18 protein-coding genes are annotated in these 17397 nt (G+C 64.2%); 10 read left to right on the forward strand and 8 right to left on the reverse strand.

The window, feature by feature from the left end:
• Nucleotides 1-73: 73 nt before the first annotated feature.
• Both VB672_RS03925 and VB672_RS03930 read right to left on the reverse strand, forming a co-directional pair.
• Entirely contained in the window at nucleotides 74-319 is a 246-nt protein-coding gene (locus VB672_RS03925) for a hypothetical protein (protein WP_329782863.1), read from the reverse strand.
• A 109-nt stretch (nucleotides 320-428) separates the two neighbouring features.
• Nucleotides 429-1607, reverse strand: a complete 1179-nt coding sequence (locus VB672_RS03930) for an NAD(P)/FAD-dependent oxidoreductase (protein WP_329782864.1) — start codon at nucleotides 1605-1607, stop codon at nucleotides 429-431.
• Nucleotides 1608-1916: 309 nt separating this feature from the next.
• On the opposite strand from VB672_RS03930, the gene VB672_RS03935 reads away from it, so the two are divergent.
• Together VB672_RS03935 and VB672_RS03940 are read left to right on the forward strand one after the other, a co-directional pair.
• The gene (locus VB672_RS03935) at nucleotides 1917-2387 is read left to right on the forward strand and encodes an aminoacyl-tRNA deacylase (protein WP_329782865.1); all 471 of its coding nucleotides are present in this window, start codon (nucleotides 1917-1919) and stop codon (nucleotides 2385-2387) included.
• Nucleotides 2388-2539: 152 nt separating this feature from the next.
• Complete coding sequence (locus VB672_RS03940) at nucleotides 2540-2977, forward strand: YqaA family protein (RefSeq protein WP_329782866.1); 438 nt, start codon at nucleotides 2540-2542, stop codon at nucleotides 2975-2977.
• On the opposite strand, the gene VB672_RS03945 is transcribed toward VB672_RS03940, so the two are convergent.
• Together VB672_RS03945 and VB672_RS03950 are read right to left on the reverse strand one after the other, a co-directional pair.
• Entirely contained in the window at nucleotides 2974-3210 is a 237-nt protein-coding gene (locus VB672_RS03945) for a hypothetical protein (protein ID WP_329782867.1), read from the reverse strand. The two genes, VB672_RS03940 and VB672_RS03945, sit on opposite strands and share 4 nt — an antisense overlap.
• A 166-nt stretch (nucleotides 3211-3376) precedes the next feature.
• Nucleotides 3377-3973 carry a cation transporter gene (locus VB672_RS03950; RefSeq protein WP_329782868.1) on the reverse strand — a complete coding sequence of 199 codons (597 nt, stop codon included), beginning with the start codon at nucleotides 3971-3973 and terminating at the stop codon, nucleotides 3377-3379.
• A gap of 148 nt (nucleotides 3974-4121) precedes the next feature.
• Between VB672_RS03950 and ilvD the strand changes: the two genes are divergently transcribed.
• From ilvD to VB672_RS03970, 4 genes are all read left to right on the forward strand, one after another.
• A complete protein-coding gene (ilvD, locus tag VB672_RS03955; RefSeq protein WP_329782869.1) occupies nucleotides 4122-5951 on the forward strand; it encodes a dihydroxy-acid dehydratase in 1830 nt (609 codons plus the stop codon).
• 150 nt (nucleotides 5952-6101) lie between these two features.
• Nucleotides 6102-6401 carry a hypothetical protein gene (locus tag VB672_RS03960; protein WP_329782870.1) on the forward strand — a complete coding sequence of 100 codons (300 nt, stop codon included), beginning with the start codon at nucleotides 6102-6104 and terminating at the stop codon, nucleotides 6399-6401.
• Nucleotides 6402-6538: 137 nt separating this feature from the next.
• The gene (sugE, locus tag VB672_RS03965) at nucleotides 6539-6856 is read left to right on the forward strand and encodes a quaternary ammonium compound efflux SMR transporter SugE (protein ID WP_329782871.1); all 318 of its coding nucleotides are present in this window, start codon (nucleotides 6539-6541) and stop codon (nucleotides 6854-6856) included.
• A 25-nt stretch (nucleotides 6857-6881) separates the two neighbouring features.
• Nucleotides 6882-8375: a sensor domain-containing diguanylate cyclase gene (locus tag VB672_RS03970; RefSeq protein ID WP_329782872.1), complete on the forward strand. Its 1494-nt coding sequence runs from the start codon at nucleotides 6882-6884 to the stop codon at nucleotides 8373-8375.
• Between the two features lie 2 nt (nucleotides 8376-8377).
• On the opposite strand, the gene VB672_RS03975 is transcribed toward VB672_RS03970, so the two are convergent.
• From VB672_RS03975 to VB672_RS03990, 4 genes are all read right to left on the reverse strand, one after another.
• Nucleotides 8378-10813 carry a M10 family metallopeptidase C-terminal domain-containing protein gene (locus VB672_RS03975; protein ID WP_329782873.1) on the reverse strand — a complete coding sequence of 812 codons (2436 nt, stop codon included), beginning with the start codon at nucleotides 10811-10813 and terminating at the stop codon, nucleotides 8378-8380.
• A gap of 217 nt (nucleotides 10814-11030) precedes the next feature.
• Nucleotides 11031-12401 carry a glutamate--cysteine ligase gene (locus tag VB672_RS03980; RefSeq protein ID WP_329782874.1) on the reverse strand — a complete coding sequence of 457 codons (1371 nt, stop codon included), beginning with the start codon at nucleotides 12399-12401 and terminating at the stop codon, nucleotides 11031-11033.
• 126 nt (nucleotides 12402-12527) lie between these two features.
• Entirely contained in the window at nucleotides 12528-13667 is a 1140-nt protein-coding gene (locus VB672_RS03985) for a carboxylate-amine ligase (protein ID WP_329782875.1), read from the reverse strand.
• Between the two features lie 174 nt (nucleotides 13668-13841).
• Entirely contained in the window at nucleotides 13842-14588 is a 747-nt protein-coding gene (locus tag VB672_RS03990; RefSeq protein ID WP_329782876.1) for a 16S rRNA (uracil(1498)-N(3))-methyltransferase, read from the reverse strand.
• Nucleotides 14589-14802: 214 nt separating this feature from the next.
• On the opposite strand from VB672_RS03990, the gene VB672_RS03995 reads away from it, so the two are divergent.
• From VB672_RS03995 to VB672_RS04010, 4 genes are all read left to right on the forward strand, one after another.
• The gene (locus VB672_RS03995) at nucleotides 14803-15270 is read left to right on the forward strand and encodes a hypothetical protein (protein ID WP_329782877.1); all 468 of its coding nucleotides are present in this window, start codon (nucleotides 14803-14805) and stop codon (nucleotides 15268-15270) included.
• 18 nt (nucleotides 15271-15288) lie between these two features.
• On the forward strand, nucleotides 15289-16221 hold the full coding sequence (gene ubiA / locus VB672_RS04000) for a 4-hydroxybenzoate octaprenyltransferase (protein ID WP_329782878.1): 933 nt from the start codon (nucleotides 15289-15291) through the stop codon (nucleotides 16219-16221).
• A 71-nt stretch (nucleotides 16222-16292) separates the two neighbouring features.
• Nucleotides 16293-17096, forward strand: coding sequence for an inositol monophosphatase family protein (locus VB672_RS04005; protein WP_329782879.1), 804 nt, complete (start codon nucleotides 16293-16295; stop codon nucleotides 17094-17096).
• Between the two features lie 60 nt (nucleotides 17097-17156).
• A complete protein-coding gene (locus VB672_RS04010) occupies nucleotides 17157-17390 on the forward strand; it encodes a DUF4170 domain-containing protein (RefSeq protein WP_329782880.1) in 234 nt (77 codons plus the stop codon).
• The last annotated feature ends 7 nt before the right edge of the window (nucleotides 17391-17397 follow it).

The following is a 17397-nucleotide window of genomic DNA, read 5'->3' on the forward strand; positions in this document are numbered from 1 at the left end:
CCGACGGCAAAAACCGCTCCGCTCTACTCCTTTCGAGATGTTCGCGCTGGTTCTAGAGCAGCCCTTTCGACCGTCAGACGGCCGCTTCGGCCAGCATGAGAACGATGCCCAGCGCGACCAGGACGATGCTGGGCCAATGGTGCTTGGGGTGCAGGGCGCGAGGTCGCTCCCGCGGTTCCAGAGTCGCACCGGTGCCAGTCGAGCTCATGCGATGCGGGTCGCTCAGGCGCCCCTTCCAGAGCACCTGGCCTGCCGCGAGCACGATCCCGCCGACGATGAGCAGCGCGCCGATCCAGATGAGGACCATGCCCGATTGCATGAAACCCTCCCAGTGAGTTCAGCCCCCGGGAAGCATAGCACAGGGCTGCCGGAGAGCACAGGCACCGTGTCCCTTGACCGGGCGAGTGGGGTTGCCGTCTTGGCGAGGGTCAAACCGCCTGGCCGGCACACCAGCCGGACGACCACGCCCATTGGAAATTGTATCCGCCGAGCCAGCCGGTGACGTCCACCACCTCGCCGATGAAGTGGAGGCCGGGCACCGCCTTGGCTTCCATGGTCCGGGAATCGAGTTCGCGGGTGTCGACGCCGCCGAGGGTCACCTCGGCTGTGCGGTAGCCTTCCGAGCCGGCCGGCTTGAAGCGCCACCGGTTGACCGCTTCGTCGACGGCGCGAAGCCTTTTGTCGGAATAATCGGCCAGATTGACGGGCCCCTTCTCCGTCTCGGCGACGAGTTGCGCCAAACGTTTGGGCAGAAAGACCGACAGAGCAGTCTGCAGCGCCTGTCGCCCGTTCTGCGTGCGAGCGGCGCGCAGCTCCTCGAACAGGTTCACGCCCGGCAGCATGGAGAGCACGATCTCGTCGCCCTCGCGCCAATAGGAGGAGATCTGCAGGATCGCGGGACCGCTCAATCCGCGATGGGTGAAGAGCATCGCCTCGGCAAACGTCGTCTTCCCGCAGCCCGCCACCGCATCGACCGACACGCCCGCCAGAGGGGTGAGACGCTCCAGCATGGTCGGCTCCAGGGTGAGCGGTACGAGCGCCGGACGCGTCTCGACGATCTTCAGGCCAAACTGCTGCGCGAGATCGTAGCCGAACCCGGTAGCGCCCATCTTCGGGATCGACTTCCCGCCCGTCGCCACCACGAGGGATCGGCATCCGACCGCGCCGTGCGAAAGCTTCAGCGCAAATCCTTCCGGCACTTTCTCCACGCTCTCCACCGAGGTGGACAGACGAAGCTCCACCTTCGCCTGGCACATCTCGTTCAGCAGAAGATCGATAATCTGCTTCGACGAGCCGTCACAGAAAAGCTGACCCAGGGTTTTCTCGTGATAGGCGATGCCATATCGCTCCACGAGGGCGACGAAGTCGCGCTGCGTGTAGCGGCGCAGGGCCGAAATGGCGAAGCTCGGATTCTGCGAGATGAAGTTGGCCGGCGCAGCGTTGAGATTGGTGAAGTTGCAGCGTCCGCCGCCCGAGATGCGGATCTTCTCGCCGGGCTTGGCGGCATGGTCGAGGACGAGCACGGAACGGCCGCGCTTGCCGGCTTCCGCCGCGCACATCATTCCGGCGGCCCCGGCGCCGATCACCACAACGTCGAACTGATCCAAGAGAGGTTCCCTGAGAGAAAGTCTTCGGCACCTCCGCTCATGAGGAGCTTGGAGAGCCTGCCTCGAGCACGGGCTTGCGCCGTTCGTAGTGAACCGCGGACGATGGTGCAAGTGCTCGGACGGGAGCACCGTTCTGAAGCTTTGCCGCAGCCAGCATTATTTGCCGCGACGGTCGTCAGTCGATTGAAGGCGATCCGCCCGAGGTGTACCATCGAGGCGTTCCCAAGCAACTGCGCATCCCGAAGCGACGGTGTGTCAGTTCAGCCGCCCTCCCGGCATGCGAGCGTCCTCGTCTCACAGGAGGTTGTCATGACGATCGCGCCCACCCTTCAGCGCTACATGTCCGATCAAGGCATCAGCTACGACCTGATCCCGCACGAGCCGGCCATGACGTCGCTCGGCACGGCCCATGCGGGGCACGTTCCGGGCGACCGGATGGCCAAGGGCATCATGCTCAGCAACGGGCAGAGCTACATGCTCGCCGTTCTGCCGGCTTCGCATCATTTGCGTCTGTCCGATCTCAAGATGGAGCTGGGCCAGGAGCTGCGCCTGGCCTCCGAGGACGAGATCGTCGAGGTGTTCCGCGACTGCGACCGCGGCGCCGTTCCGCCCGTCGGCACCTGCTACGGCCTCGATGTCATCGTCGAGAACAGCATGGAGCGCCAGCCGGACATCTATTTCGAAGGCGGCGATCACGCCACGCTGGTTCACGTCAAGGGAGAGGATTTCGCGCGCCTCAACCCGCGGGCGCAGCATGGCACGTTCAGTGATCGGATGTAGTGCCGGCGAAGCGGTTTGGCCTCTGATCGCCGAGCCGCGTCACGCGGTTCGGCTCGGCCGAATGTTGGAACCGTGATAGATCCCGTCTCATTCAGACTTCAGCGTGAAGCCTGAATGCCTGCGCCCTTTCATTCGTTCCGACCTCTCATCTCATGCCGCATCTTGCCGAATACGGCGCCCTGTTCGCCGCCGCCTTTCTCTCGGCCACCATCTTCCCGTTCCAGTCCGAAGCCGTGCTCTTCGCCATGCTGGTGGCCGAACATTACCCCTGGTGGCTCCTCATTCTCGTGGCGAGCGTGGGCAACATCCTCGGTTCCGTCGTGAACTGGTTCCTGGGGCGCTTCTTCGCCCAGTTCGAAGACCGCGCCTGGTTTCCGGTCAAGCGCAAGCAGATGGCGAAGGCGGAAGGCTGGTACCACCGTTACGGACGCTGGACGCTGCTTCTGAGCTGGCTGCCGGTCATCGGCGATCCTCTCACCATCGTGGCGGGCGTGATGCGGGAGCCCCTGCGGGTTTTCATCCCGCTCGTGGCGCTCGCCAAGACGGGGCGGTATCTGGCCGTCGGCGCCGTGAGCCTGGGGTGGGTTTAGGGCCCCTGCAGGCTCGACCAGAGCTCCTCCAGGTGCCGCGGCCCGAGCACGGCGCCCGATGCGGCCCGGATGACCGGTTCCATGCCGGCCGGCGGTTCGTTGTTCATGGCCCAGTGAACGGCCTCGCGGAGGGAGGCGAATTCCCGGATGTCGCTCGGATGCCCTTGGCCGGCCGGGCCGATCGGCTCGTATTGCAGATGGGCCGGGGCATCCAGTTCTTCTTTCGTCAGCATGGCGCGGTCCTGCCTCGTTCGAGCATCGGACCCAAAAGTGGACACCACTTTTGGGATCCACCCGATGCTCAGTTCCTGAAATGGCGCATCGTTGATGCGGAAAACCGGGTCCACTTTTCCGCACGATGCGCCTGCGGGGATTTGAGCAGGACAACGTTCTTCGGGCTCAAGGCGTTGCAGCCCCGTGCTCCTGACGGGCCTCCTCCCAGACCTCCCGCGCGGCATCGGCATTCATCGCCGCGATGGCGAGGCCGACGATCAGGTCCGGCCAAGCCGAAAGCGTGACCGCTGTCACCAGACCCGCTCCGATGATGGCGACATTGGCGACGGCATCGTTGCGGGCGGACAGGAAGGCCGCCTTCGTCAGGCTGCCGCCGTGATGGCGATAGCGCGCGAGAAGGACCGCGCAGGCGAGATTGACGATGAGCGCCCCTGCCCCGGCCAGCGTCAGCGGCACCGGATCGGGCGCGATCGGCTCCCAAAATTTCTGCCAGGCCGTCCAGAGGGTCGCGAGGCCCGGAACGAGGATGATCCCGGCGAGCACCATCCCGATCCGCGCCCGCATCCTGGGTCCCCAACCTAGGGCGGCAAGGATGAGAAGGTTGATCGAGGCATCCTCCAGGAAGTCGACGCTGTCGGCGAAGAGCGACACCGACCCGATGGCGAGCGCGACCGCGAACTCGATCCCGAAATAGCCCAGGTTCAGCGCCGCCACGATGGCAACGACCCGACGCAGATCGTGGCTGGATGTCGGGTGCTCCATGGTTTCTCTGCTCCTTCAGCCGCATTCCTGCTTTCGGCTTATTAGCAATTCCATTGCGGCAAAGCAGGCGCGACCACAAGGAATGGCAAATTTTCTTGCAAGTTTCGCAATTTCAGTCGAACAAGGCGGCAAAGTTTTAGGGGAAACCATGCCAGCCTATCGTTCTCGCACCACCACCCACGGCCGCAACATGGCGGGTGCCCGCGGCCTCTGGCGAGCCACGGGCATGAAGGATTCCGACTTCGGCAAGCCGATCATCGCCGTGGTGAACTCCTTCACCCAGTTCGTGCCGGGCCATGTCCACCTGAAGGACCTTGGCCAGCTCGTGGCGCGGGAGATTGAACAGGCCGGCGGCGTCGCCAAGGAATTCAACACTATCGCGGTGGACGACGGCATCGCCATGGGCCACGACGGCATGCTCTACTCCCTGCCGTCGCGGGAACTGATCGCCGATTCCGTCGAGTACATGGTCAACGCCCATTGCGCCGACGCCATGGTGTGCATCTCCAACTGCGACAAGATCACCCCCGGCATGCTGATGGCCGCCATGCGCCTCAACATCCCGGCCGTGTTCGTCTCCGGCGGCCCGATGGAAGCCGGCAAGGTCGTCCTCAATGGCGTGACCAAGAAGCTCGACCTCGTGGACGCCATGGTGGCGGCCGCCGACGACAAGATCGCCGACGAGGACATCAAGATCATCGAGCGCTCCGCCTGCCCCACCTGCGGCTCGTGCTCGGGCATGTTCACGGCCAATTCCATGAACTGCCTCACCGAGGCGCTCGGCCTCTCGCTCCCCGGCAACGGCTCGACGCTCGCGACCCATGCCGACCGACGCCGCCTCTTCGTGGAGGCCGGCCACCTGATCGTCGACCTCGCCCGCCGCTATTACGAACAGAACGACGCGAGCGTGCTGCCGCGCTCCATCGCGTCCTTCGCGGCCTTCGAGAACGCCATGACCCTCGACATCGCCATGGGCGGCTCGAGCAACACGGTGCTGCACCTGCTCGCCGCCGCCCACGAGGCGGAGGTCGACTTCACCATGGCGGATATCGACCGCCTGTCGCGTCGGGTGCCGGTGCTGTGCAAGGTCGCGCCCGCGGTCGCCAACGTTCACATGGAAGACGTGCATCGCGCCGGCGGCATCATGGGCATCCTGGGCGAGCTCGACCGCGCCGGCCTCCTCGACACCTCCGTGCCGACGGTCCATGCCGAGACCATGAAATCCGCCCTCGACCGCTGGGACCTGCGCCGCACCAACTCACATGCCGTGCACGAATTCTTCAGCGCCGCGCCCGGCGGCGTGCCGACGCAGACAGCCTTCAGCCAGGCAAGCCGCTACGACAGCGTGGACATGGACCGCGCGGGCGGCGTCATCCGCGACAAGGAGCACGCCTTCTCGAAGGACGGCGGCCTCGCGGTGCTCTTCGGCAACCTCGCGCTCGACGGCTGCATCGTGAAGACCGCCGGCGTCGACGAGAGCATCCTGCAGTTCTCCGGCCCGGCCATCGTCTTCGAGAGCCAGGACGATGCGGTCAGCGGCATCCTCAACGGCAAGGTCAAGGCCGGCGACGTGGTCGTCATCCGCTACGAGGGCCCCCGCGGCGGTCCCGGCATGCAGGAGATGCTCTACCCCACGAGCTACCTGAAGTCGAAGGGCCTCGGCAAGGCCTGCGCGCTCATTACCGACGGCCGCTTCTCGGGCGGCACCTCGGGCCTCTCGATCGGCCACGTTTCCCCGGAAGCTGCCGAGGGCGGCGCCATCGGCCTCGTGCGGGACGGCGACCGGATCGAGATCGACATCCCGAACCGCCGCATCCAGCTCGCCGTGAACGAGGCCGAACTGGAGCGCCGCCGCGCCGAGCAGCAGGCCAAGGGCTGGCAGCCGGCTCAGCCGCGCAAGCGCAAGGTCTCGGCGGCCCTCAGGGCCTACGCGATGCTCGCCACCAGCGCCGCCAAGGGCGCCGTGCGGCAGATCTGACCGGCGCGGCTGGACGTAACGGAGCAGCGCCGGAGGGAAATTTCGAGTCCCCGGCGCTGCCAAAGGTCTCATGCGGGCTATTGCGCCTTGACGAAACACTGTCCCTTAAGGTCCAGTCGGTCGAAGCCCACATTAGCCGCTGGAGCCTGAATGACCCGCCTTGCCCTGACCGTCAGCCTCCTGCTCCTGGCCGGGCCCGGCGTTGCTCAAGGAGAGCCCGAGAGCAAACCCCTCCAGCTGACCGTCCGCCCTTCCGGCTACGAGGCGGAGGCCAACGAAGCGACGGAGCGGCAGCAGAAGCTGCTCAGACGGCTCGAGCAGAGCAACCACATGATTCGGTCGATCTGCATCAATTGCGGTGACGCGTGGAAGCATCAGATCTACGCTCCCTTCAACCCCCTCGCTTCGCTCGGGCGCTCCGGGCAGCCTACGGAAGAGGCCGGTAACTAAGCCGACAAACTGACTTTTGGCCGCGCCTGGCTTCTATTGAGAAGGTTTTCCCGGCCCTGTATATCTGGAGGGGTGAGGACGACCTCGCACCTTCATGACCCGGTGGGGACGGCCCTGCCAATGACGGAGGTCCTGTCATGGCATGGACTTGGCTCGGTCTTGCCGGCTTGTTCGAGATCGGCTGGGCGATCGGACTGAAATACACCGACGGCTTCACCCGCCCCCTTCCTTCCGTTCTGACGGCCTTGAGCATGGTCATCAGCGTCGTGCTGCTCGGCTTGGCGCTGAAGACCCTCCCCGTGGGAACCGGGTATGCGGTCTGGACTGGGATCGGCACGGTCGGCACGGCGCTCTTGGGCATCTACCTTTTCAGCGAGCCCGCCACGGTGATGCGCCTCGTCTGCATCGGGCTGATCGTATCGGGCATCCTCGGCCTGAAGTTAGCTTCAGGCTAGCCCCGGCAGTTATGGTTGGGGGGTCATGACTGTATTCGCTCACATCAGGCCGAAATCGGCGGCACGAGGGCTCAAGGCCTTCGTCGTCGTGGTCTGCCTCGTGATCCTCGGCCTGGAGGGCTGGCGCGACTGGAACGAGCGGGAGCAGGAAACCGCCCGGATCAGGGCGGAAACCCTCAATCTGGCGAAATCGCTGGTGCAGCACGCGGAAGACACCTTCGAGGTGGCCGATGCCCTGCTGGTGGACGTGGTGGACCGCATCGAAACCGGCGGCGTTCTGCCCAATGCGGTCAAGAGGCTCGATTCCTTCCTCGTAGACCGGGTTCAATCCCTGCAGCGCATCAAGTCTCTCTCGGTCTACGAGGACGACGGGTTTCTCCTGACCAGCTCCCTGCCCGGGCATCGCGGCAAGGTGAACATCAAGGACCACGTTCTCTTCCAGCACCACAAGGCATCTCCCAGCAGCGACTGGTTCTTCGGCCCGCTGATCCGTGACCCGCTCGGCGGCGACTGGGTCCTGACCCTTTCCCGCCGCATCGACAAGCCGGACGGCAGCTTCGGCGGTGTCGTTCAGGTCAGTGTTCCACCCCGCTATTTCGCTAATTTCTTCGGCCGCTTCGATGTCGGCCGGCAGGGCAGCATCACGCTCATTCACAAGGACGGCACGCTCCTCTCGCGCTATCCCTATATCGAGCGCGTCATCGGATCCAACATATCGAACGAGCCCCGCTTCCAGGCAGCCGTCGGTTCGGGAGCCTACGAGTACGTCTCCCCGGTCGACGGGATCGCCCGCATGGGCGGCTATTATCGCAATCACATCTTTCCTATCGGCGTTCTATCGTCCGTCAGCCGGGATGAAGCTCTGGCGAATTGGAATCGGGAGTTCGTCTTCCGTGTCGTCGTCATCAGCCTGCTCGTCGCCACGCTGGCCACCCTCGGCTGGGCTCTCTCCAGGGAGCTGCGCCGGCGCGAGGAGGTGGAGGCGGAACTCTCGGTGCTCGCCGTCACCGACGGCCTGACGGGCCTCGCCAACCGGCGCCTCTTCGACAAGCAGCTCGAGACGGAGTGGCTCCGGGCCTCGCGGGAGAAGTCGCCCGTGTCCCTGCTCCTCGTCGACGTGGATCAGTTCAAGGCCTATAACGACATCTACGGCCATCAGGCCGGGGACGAATGCCTGCGCACCATCGCCAAGGCGATCGCGAGCGCAGCCCGCCGGCCGGGCGACCTGGTGGCCCGTTACGGCGGCGAGGAACTCGTGGTCCTTCTGCCGGATCTCGACGAGGCCGGCGCGACCGCCGTGGCCGAGGACATCCGCGTGAAGGTCGAGGCGCTTCGCCTGCGCCACGAGGCCAGCTTCCCGTCGCGCATCCTGACGGTGAGCATCGGCAGCGCGACCCGCGTTCCGAGCCTGGACCGATCCCGCATCGGTCCGGCGGACCTGATCGCCCTTGCCGACGATGCGCTCTACAAGGCCAAGCAGGACGGCCGCAACCGCGTCGCGACCGCCAGGGCGGCCTGAGATCAGATCACAAGGAAGTCGTTGGAAGCGATGAGCTTGTGCTTGCCGATATGGGCGAACATGATCTGACCGCCGGCCTTGCTGCCGTTGTGGTCGTACCACAGATTGCCCGTCTTTGCGTCGTACCCGACGTGGTCGTTGCCATCGAGCGCCTTGGCCGCCTTGACGAAATAAGCCTTCTTGAGCCAACCGGTCTTCTTCAAGGCCTTGAAGACGGCGTTCTCGAGCTGGATCGTGTCGTGCTTCGCGCTCCAGTCGATGATCTTGTCCTTGTTGCCTGATTTTGACGGGGCCGTATCGAACAGGAACACGTCCTTGCCGTTGCCGCCCGTCAGGATGTCGTTGCCCGCACCGCCGGCGAGCGTATCGTCGCCCGTGCGACCATCGATCCTGTTGCCGGCGGCATTCCCCTTGATCCCATTGGACAGGGCATTGCCGGTGAGGTCGATCGCCCCGGAGCCGCTCGCCGTGAGACGCTCCACATGGTCGCCTAAGGTGTAGCTGATGGTGGTGCGGACCTCATCGGCCGTGCCGCCCGTGGCAGTCTCGATCACGCGGTCACCGGCATTGTCGACGTGGTAAGTATCGTTCCCGGCGCCGCCCACCAGATGATCCGCTCCCGCCATGCCGTTCAGGACGTCGTCGCCCGAACCGCCGACAAGCGAGTCGCTGCCAGTCGACCCATTGGCAGTCTCCGGATTGACGTCGCCAACTGTGATGACGAAGTCCTTCTCGTAGCTGCCACCACCTTCATCGGTGACCTTGATCTTGATCGCATGGGATTTCGCCTGCTCGTGATCGAGTAGAAGACCGTTCGCCACCTTCAGCTGATTGCCTTCGATCGCAAAGCGCCCGTCCGTCGTGCCCCAGGTCCCGTCCGCCTTGAGGATCTGGAACGTGAAGCTGCTGCCTGCCGAATCCGTGGCCGAGAGGTCGCCGACCTTGCTGCCGTTCGCCGCCAGTTCGAGAACGGATGTCCCTTGAAGCGCGATATCGGTCGGCGGCTTGTTCGGCTCGGGAGGAACGCTCGCCGCAAGATCGATGCTAAAGTGAAGCATCGTCTCGCGGCCGCTGACATCGTCAATGGTGAAGGTGATCGCGCGTGTTCCGGCCCCACCCTCGCTGTCGTTGCGATACGTGAGAGATCGGATCACCTTCTGGACGCGCGCCGTCGTTGCATCCTCGTTGAAGTAAAAATCGAGCTGATGGCCGGTCTCGTACAGCTCACCGATATGAATCCCGTCAACGTAGACTTCCCTTCCGGATGACGCGGAATCCATGAGCCCGACGCCGCCGGACGCATCGACACCCATCTTCTCCAGCGGGTCGAGAGCGCCGGTAAGGCCAATCGAAAGATAGGTTAGGAGCCCATCGTCCACGATGAGAACGGCATTGCGGCCGACATCGAGGAACGTCAACTTGCCCCGTTCTGCATGGACCTTAGCGTCTCCAAAGGCCGTGAGCTCGGGAGCATAGTGCGTCGTCGTTTGACCGCCTGCTGTGATCGTATCGATCCCATGGCGATGTAAAAGCAGGCGTTGGTCGTCGCTAAGCGTTCCGGTTTGCAAGATCAGCGTGTCGTTGTCCGTCTCATACCCGTAAACATGCTGCGCCAGATTGAAGTCATTGACCGTAATCTCGGCATTATCGGATCCGAGATGAATATCGAAGCCTGAAATTGTCTTAGCGGTCAGATCGATTTCCCCGCCATAGATGAAGAGCTTATCTCCTCCAGTTCCACTACCCTTGCCATCGATCTGCCGAAGACCCGCCAACTGCTCGCTGCCGATCAAAATAGAATCGTCCTCCGATGATCCCTCAATGGTCTCGATACCCGCGAGCTTGCTCATGAGAGAAAGATAGAACGATCCGCCACCGGTCAGGCTGAGGGTGTCATCCCCGTCTCCTCCATCCAGCTCGTCTCCGGTGCTGATCACACCTGCATTCGACGTGAATGTCTCCCTCGCGTTAGTGCCTTGAATGCTGTCGCCGACAGCGATCTCGAATCCAAAAGAATTATTGTGACTGTCCGCGAGGGTCAGTGTCAGATACCTCGTACTCGTGAAGCCGTTTTCGGCCGATGTGTCCGTGTATGTCAGCGAACGGATCAGGGTCTGAACCAGCTCGGCCGTCGCATGTTCGTTGAAATCAAATAGAAGGGTGTATTGATCAGCATCAAAGATGACGCCAACTTCGACCCCGGAGACGACGATCTTCTTGCCCTTCTCAAGTCCGTCGGGGAACTCGACTTCCCCCGCTGCGACACGGACATTGAGAGCATCGGTTGCCTCCGAGGAGGTGAAATAGACATCGAGGAACTGAAGGGGGTAGTCTCCTTCCACGACGACTGCGTCATTGCCCTGGTCGAGGAAGACCGGCTGCCCAGGCTTTCGAGGAATGGAACCTGATTCAAAATTAAGGATCTGCGGACCAGCCATCGTTCACCTCCCCTGCAGGGTTTTGGTCCTGGATGAGAACACCTGCCTTGGGCCTCAAGGCAGAGTCGTTTGGACCGAATGATGCGATGAACGTTATTATGTTAAAATGATCGATAAGAAAAGACCCCTACAGGCGATTCAAATATTGCGACAGAAGGCGAGGAATCTTCAGCCTTCAGCGGACAAGAGCGACGGAAACCCCGTCGCTCTTCTCGTTCTAGAACACACGTTCCCTAAAGGCAGGCACGACCGACCCACCCCAGGGCCCGTGATACAGCTCCAGCAGGCGCTCGGCCGGCGTGCGACCGGAGGCGACGATCTCGTCCGCATAGGCCAGATGCACCGTCTCGTCACGGCCCGCCTCGTCGCGACAGGCGCGGCGCTGGAGACCGGCGCGGGAAAGCGCCAGGGCGTCGCGGGCGACGTCCTGCGCGGTCCGGCCTGCGATGCGGGCCTTGAGGGCCTGCTTCGGCACGTCGGCGCGCAGCTGCTCGCGCTCCTGGGCCGTCCAGTCCTTCACCAGCTCCCACGCCCCGTCGAGAGCGGCCTCGTCGTAGAGAAGGCCGGTCCAGAAGGCCGAGAGAGCCACGATATGTTCGAGGCTGCCCACATCCGCGCCGCGCATTTCGAGATAGCGCTTCAGGCGCACTTCCGGGAACACGGTGGAGACGTGGTTCGCCCAGTCGGAGCGCGTGGCGCGCTCGCCGGGCAATTGGGGATGCCGGCCGGCGAAGAGGTCGCGGAAGGACGAACCCGCCACGTCGTGATAGGTCGCGTCGCGCTTGACGAAATACATCGGCACGTCGAGCACCCAGTCCACGTAGCGCTCGTAGCCGAAACCGTCCTCGAACGCGAAGGCCATCATGCCGGTGCGGTCGCGGTCCGTATCGCGCCAGATCTGCGAGCGCATGGACAGATAGCCGTTGGGGCGGCCCTCGGTAAAGGGTGAGTTGGCGAAGATCGCCGTGGCGATGGGCTGGAGCGCCAGCGACACGCGTAGTTTCTTCACCATGTCGGCCTCGGACGAATAGTCCATGTTCACCTGCACGGTGGACGTGCGGTACATCATGTCGAGGCCGAGCGAGCCGACCTTTGGCATGTAGCTCGTCATGATGCGATAGCGCGCCTTCGGCATCACCGGGGTCTCGGCACGCGTCCAGAGCGGGCTCATCCCGAGCGTGAGAAAGCTCAGGCCCAGCCCCTCGCCGACGGCCTTCGCGTCGGCAATATGCTGGGCCGTCTCGCGGGCGGTCTCGTGCAGCGTCCTGAGCGGGGCCCCCGACAGTTCGAACTGTCCGCCGGGCTCCAGGGAGATCGCCCCACCGCCGGTCTCGTCGGCAAGGCCGATGGGATGGTCCTGCTCCATGATCGGCGCCCAGCCGGTGCGCGCCTGCAGGCCTTCCAGGAGGGCGCGAATGCCCCTGTTCCCGTCATAGGGAACGGGCGAGGCATCGGCCGTGTAGAATGGAATCTTCTCGTGTTCGGTGCCGAGCCGCCAGGTCTCGCGCGGCTTCTCGCCGGAGGCGATCCAATCCACGAGCTCCGACCGTGCACCGATGGGGGTCGTATCGGATACGTCCCGCGCCATGCATCACCTCATCAAAAAGCGCGTTCAAGGCGCGCCGACTTAAGCGTCGGGACTCAATAAGGGGCTTAAGGCCAAGGCGCAATGAGGGACCAAGGTATAAAACGATGAGGGCGGTGCCCGCCCTCATCAATGCCGGATCGCTGTCTCTCCCGTCGTCTCGGCGCTCAGCCAGTCGACCACGCCGGCGAGCGCATCCCGGTTCGACAGGCCGCGGCCGACCGCTTCCGTGTAGAGCGTCAACTGCTGGTCGGCGCTGGTGCCGCGGGCCACGATCCAGCGGGCGAGATCCAATTCCCGCTGGCAGCCGAGCACCTTGGCGTCCTCGGCCACGAGATCGAGGGTCTCGTCGAGAAGCTCCCGCACGGGCTTGGCGGTGCGGGTCTTCTCGTCGACGAAGCTGCCGTGGATGCCGTAGCGCTGCGCCCGCCAGCCGTTCTCGTCGTTGATGGCGCGCGAGGCGCCGGTCTGTCCGGCATTGAGCGTGGTGTCCAGGCTCAGGCGGCGGACGAGGCAGCGATAGAGGGCGGCGATCGCGATGGTGTCGTCGAGCCGGGTGCAGCTGTCGGCCACGCGCAGCTCGAGGGTCGGGTGCTTGAGGGACGGCCGGATCACCCACCAGACATAGGTCGAATTCTCGATGGCGCGGGCGGCCACGAGGGTGTCGATGTAGCGCTGGTAGTCCTGCTCGCTCTCGAACAGGTCCGGAAATCCCGTGCGCGGCAGCTCGCGATAGGCGGCGAGCCGATAGCCGAGGAGACCCGTGCGCTGCGCCTGCCAGAACGGCGAGGAGGTCGAGAGCGCGAGCAGCAGCGGCAAGTAGGGCTGGATCCGGTTCATGATGTCCACGCGCATGCCGAGATCCGGCACCTCCACGTGGACATGCATGCCGCACAGCACGTTCCGGCTGCCGAGCATCTGCAGGTCGTGCATGACCTTCCCGTAGCGCGGCTGGGCCGTCGGGCGCACGCGGGACCAGACCGCGAGCGGATGGGTGCCGGAGGCCATGATGGACAGGCCGAAATCGCGGGCGACGGACCCGACCGACGATCGCAGTTCGGCAAGCTGTGTGCGGGCATCGGAGAATTCGAGAGCGGGCTTGCTGGCGATCTCGATCTGCGGCTCCAGCATCTCGGGCTGGATGTCGCCCGAAATCTGGTCACGGCAGGCGGCGAAGAATTCCTTGATCCGCCCCTTGGCGATGTCCCGTCTCGGCGCGTCGTTGACGAAATACTCTTCCTCGATGCCGAACTTGAAGTCCCAGCTCATTTCCTTGGTGTCCTCTGTTCTTATTCAGAAATGACCTTTCACGCATGCGATCGGCCTGCGGCGACTGCGCCCAAACTCCGGCTCAATAGGGCCAGAATGGGGCGAATCGGCGCGAAACTGCTAAGCTTCTGAAGCTAGAGGCGGATCGGCTTAAGACGTTGTCGGACGATGAGGTCAGTTCCAATCGCCAAGCACGGATTGAACGATCGCCAGCGCGGCCACAGCGGCTGTGTCAGCTCGCAGGATTCGCGGACCCAACGATACGCAAACACATCTTTCGTGGGCGGCGACAAGCGCTCTCTCCTGATCGGTGAACCCCCCTTCGGGGCCCACGATAACGGCCAGACCAGCTTGATTGTTCCCAAGCTTGGCCAGAGCCTCCACAGGGTTGGAAACGGGGGCGTCCTCGTCGCAGAAAACAACCAGGCGATCCTTCTCCAAACCCTTGAGAAACCGCTCCAAATTCTCCTCTTCCCGCACCTCGGGGATTGACAGGATCCCGCATTGCTCGGCGGCTTCGATGACATTGCTGCGCATGCGATCGAGGTTGACCCGGGAGGCCTGGGTCCGGCGGGTCAGAACGGGCTGGAGGACGCCTGCTCCCATCTCCACCGCCTTCTGGACCATATAGTCGAGCCGGGCATGCTTGAGCGGCGCGAAGGCGTAGATGAGATCGGGAGCCGACGATTGGTTCCGGGCCCGCTCCGCGCAGACGAGATCGGCGGCCTTGCGCCCCTCGACCGCCACCTCGGCCCGCCACTCCCCGTCCCGTCCGTTGAAGATCAGGACCGATTCCCCGGCCTTCAGGCGCAGGACGTTCAAGAGGTAGTTGGCCTGCCCCCGGTCGAGGGCGATCCTGGCCCCGGTCTGGAGAGGGGCATCGACGAACAGGCGGGGAGCGTTGAAGTCGTACTCGGCCATGGAACCCTTTTCCGGCAATGCGCTGAACGCCCCCTCTATCAAGTTCCTCCGCCCCAAGGGAGAGGGGTGGGCCGTCCCGGTCACTTGAAATTCAGGTGCCGTATGGCACAGCTTATGCCCAAGGCGACCATTCGCCTCTTGGCCTCAAGGCCCTGAACCTGTTAACAGAACGCAGGCGCGTGAGACGTCGCGCGCTCTTTGAGGGAATTTTGGCATGACGCACATCCGTTCGCACATCCTGGCTGCGCTTGCCGTCGCTGGCGTTTTCGGGGCGGCTCCTGCCTTCGCGCAGTCGAGCGCCTGCCAGGATGGACAGAAGATTCTGCAGGAGCGCCAGGGCCTCATCCAGCAGATCAACAAGCTCACCGCTGGCGGCAAGAACAAGCAGATCGACCCGCGCGCGGCGTGCTCCATCTTCACCAAGCTGGTGACGAACGGCACGGCCGGTCAGAAATGGATGACCGACAACAAGGATTGGTGCCAGGTTCCCGATCAGCTGGTCCAGAGCTTCGCCGAGGACCACAAGCGCTCCCAGCAATTCAAGGGCCAAGCCTGCGGCGCCGCCGCGAAGATGGCCGAGGCGGAGAAGCGCGCCAAGCAGCAGGCCCAGCAGGGCGGTCCCGCCGGCAAGATGGGCGGCGGCCTGACCGGTACCTTGAGCATCCCGAAGGGCGCTCTCTAAGTTCGGCTGCGTTCAGCGATGGAGCGTCCCGCAGCGCCCTCCCTGCCCGATGCCGTCAAGGGCCATTGGGCCGAGCGATGGGCGCCCGCGGGCCTCAAGCCTTACCTGCGTCTCGCCCGCATCGAGCGGCCCATCGGCTGGTGGCTGCTTCTCCTGCCCTGCTGGTGGTCGGCGGCCCTCGCCGCCATCGCGGCGGGACAGCCCTGGCCGAACCCGGTGCACTGCCTCCTTTTCCTGATCGGCGCCGTCGCCATGCGCGGGGCCGGCTGCACCTATAACGACATCGTCGACCGGGACCTCGACACCCGGGTCGAGCGCACCCGGCAGCGCCCCCTGCCCTCGGGCCAGGTCACGCTGAAAGGGGCCCTGGCCTTCCTCGCGCTCCAGGGTCTCGTCGGCCTGCTGGTCCTGCTTCAGTTCAACGCCTTCGCCATCGCGGCCGGCTTCGCATCCCTCGGGGTCGTCGCGCTCTACCCCTTCATGAAGCGCTTCTTCTGGATGCCGCAGATCGTGCTCGGCCTCGCCTTCGCCTGGGGGGCCCTCATGGGCTGGGCGGCCGCCTTCGGGTCCTTGAGCTGGGTCGCCATCCTTCTCTATGCCGGCAGCATCGCCTGGGTGGTGGGCTACGATACGATCTATGCCCTGCAGGATATCGAGGACGATGAGGTCGTGGGCATCAAATCCTCGGCCCGCTTCTTCGGCGAGGCCGTGAAGCTCGGGGTCGGCATCTGCTATGCCCTCACCATCCTGTTCATCACCGCGTCCCTGGTTCTGGCCGAGGCGCGGCTGCCCTCCTTCATCGGCTTGAGCCTCTTTGCCCTTCACCTGGGCTGGCAGGTGGCCCGCATTGACCGGTCCGATGGGGCCGGCGCCCTGCGTCTCTTCCGCTCGAACCGGGATGCGGGCCTGATCCTGTTCGCCGCCATGACGCTGGACTGCCTTATCTCGTAGATGCAGCGAAAAGATAGGTTTGGGACGGCGGGATATGGTATCTCCTGCCGATGGTCTCCATCTCAGCTTCGATGCCGTCTCCCTTGTCCCGCTCAGTCTCGTCCCTCGCACCCGCCGTGCGGGATGCCGCTCGCCAGGCGGGAGAATTGGCCCTGCCCTATTTCCGCGCCGGTGCGCAGACCGCGGCCAAACTCTGGTACAAGGGGCACAGCTCCCCGGTGACGGAAGCGGATATCGCCCTCGACACGTTCCTGAAGGCCCATCTCTCCGGGCTTTTTCCCACAGCCGCCTGGCTCTCCGAGGAAACGGCCGACGACCCGGCGCGGCTCGAGCAGGACTATGTCTGGATCGTCGATCCCATCGACGGCACCAGGGCCTTCGCGTCGGGCCACCCGGACTGGGCCGTTTCCATCGCCCTGGTGAAGGGCGGCAGGCCCGTTCTCGGCATCCTTCATGCTCCGATCCATGACCGCCTCTATGAAGCGAGGCTCGGCGAAGGCGCCTGGTGCAACGGCGAGAGGCTTCGGATGTCCGAGGCCGAGGACGTTCAGGGCGCCCGGGTCGCGGGCCCCAAGCCTCTCGTGGATCGGCTCGAGCGCCACATGGGGCCGGTCGAGCGCCTGCCCAAGGTGCCGTCCTTGGCGTTGAGGCTCGCGCGGGTGGCGGAAGGCTCCATCGATATCGGCCTCGTCTCGGCCAATGCTCAGGATTGGGACATTGCCGCCGCGGATCTCGTCCTGCAGGAGGCGGGCGGACGCCTGACCGGCCTCGATGGTTCGGCTCCGACCTACAACAAACCTCTACCGCTCCATGAGGAGATGATTGCCGTTGCGTCACGGTTGCATCCTCGTGCTATTGGAGCCATGAGAGCCTGAACACCGTTGGCTCGTATCCAAATCGATCCTTCCAACCCTCGTCAGAAGAGCCCTATCACCATGACCGACACGCCTGGCAAGCAACTCCTGCATCTCGTTTTCGGCGGCGAGCTCACCAGCCTCGAATCCGTCGATTTCAAGGACCTTTCCAAGCTCGACATCGTCGGCATCTTCCCCAACTATGCCAGCGCCCACGCGGCCTGGAAGGCCCGGGCGCAGGCAACCGTGGACAACGCGCAGATGCGCTACTTCATCGTTCACCTTCACCGCCTGCTGGATCCGCAGAACGGCTGATTCCTTA

The organism is Microvirga sp. CF3016, assembly GCF_036314085.1.
Taxonomy (GTDB): Bacteria; Pseudomonadota; Alphaproteobacteria; order Rhizobiales; family Beijerinckiaceae; genus Microvirga.

Coding starts and splice junctions, on each gene's coding strand:
- VB672_RS03925 (WP_329782863.1), bottom strand. CDS start 319: ATGCAATCGGGCATGGTCCTCATCTGGATCGGCGCGCTGCTCATCGTC.
- VB672_RS03935 (WP_329782865.1), top strand. CDS start 1,917: ATGACGATCGCGCCCACCCTTCAGCGCTACATGTCCGATCAAGGCATC.
- VB672_RS03940 (WP_329782866.1), top strand. CDS start 2,540: ATGCCGCATCTTGCCGAATACGGCGCCCTGTTCGCCGCCGCCTTTCTC.
- VB672_RS03945 (WP_329782867.1), bottom strand. CDS start 3,210: ATGCTGACGAAAGAAGAACTGGATGCCCCGGCCCATCTGCAATACGAG.
- VB672_RS03950 (WP_329782868.1), bottom strand. CDS start 3,973: ATGGAGCACCCGACATCCAGCCACGATCTGCGTCGGGTCGTTGCCATC.
- ilvD (WP_329782869.1), top strand. CDS start 4,122: ATGCCAGCCTATCGTTCTCGCACCACCACCCACGGCCGCAACATGGCG.
- VB672_RS03960 (WP_329782870.1), top strand. CDS start 6,102: ATGACCCGCCTTGCCCTGACCGTCAGCCTCCTGCTCCTGGCCGGGCCC.
- sugE (WP_329782871.1), top strand. CDS start 6,539: ATGGCATGGACTTGGCTCGGTCTTGCCGGCTTGTTCGAGATCGGCTGG.
- VB672_RS03970 (WP_329782872.1), top strand. CDS start 6,882: ATGACTGTATTCGCTCACATCAGGCCGAAATCGGCGGCACGAGGGCTC.
- VB672_RS03975 (WP_329782873.1), bottom strand. CDS start 10,813: ATGGCTGGTCCGCAGATCCTTAATTTTGAATCAGGTTCCATTCCTCGA.
- VB672_RS03980 (WP_329782874.1), bottom strand. CDS start 12,401: ATGGCGCGGGACGTATCCGATACGACCCCCATCGGTGCACGGTCGGAG.
- VB672_RS03985 (WP_329782875.1), bottom strand. CDS start 13,667: ATGAGCTGGGACTTCAAGTTCGGCATCGAGGAAGAGTATTTCGTCAAC.
- VB672_RS03990 (WP_329782876.1), bottom strand. CDS start 14,588: ATGGCCGAGTACGACTTCAACGCTCCCCGCCTGTTCGTCGATGCCCCT.
- VB672_RS03995 (WP_329782877.1), top strand. CDS start 14,803: ATGACGCACATCCGTTCGCACATCCTGGCTGCGCTTGCCGTCGCTGGC.
- ubiA (WP_329782878.1), top strand. CDS start 15,289: ATGGAGCGTCCCGCAGCGCCCTCCCTGCCCGATGCCGTCAAGGGCCAT.
- VB672_RS04005 (WP_329782879.1), top strand. CDS start 16,293: ATGCCGTCTCCCTTGTCCCGCTCAGTCTCGTCCCTCGCACCCGCCGTG.
- VB672_RS04010 (WP_329782880.1), top strand. CDS start 17,157: ATGACCGACACGCCTGGCAAGCAACTCCTGCATCTCGTTTTCGGCGGC.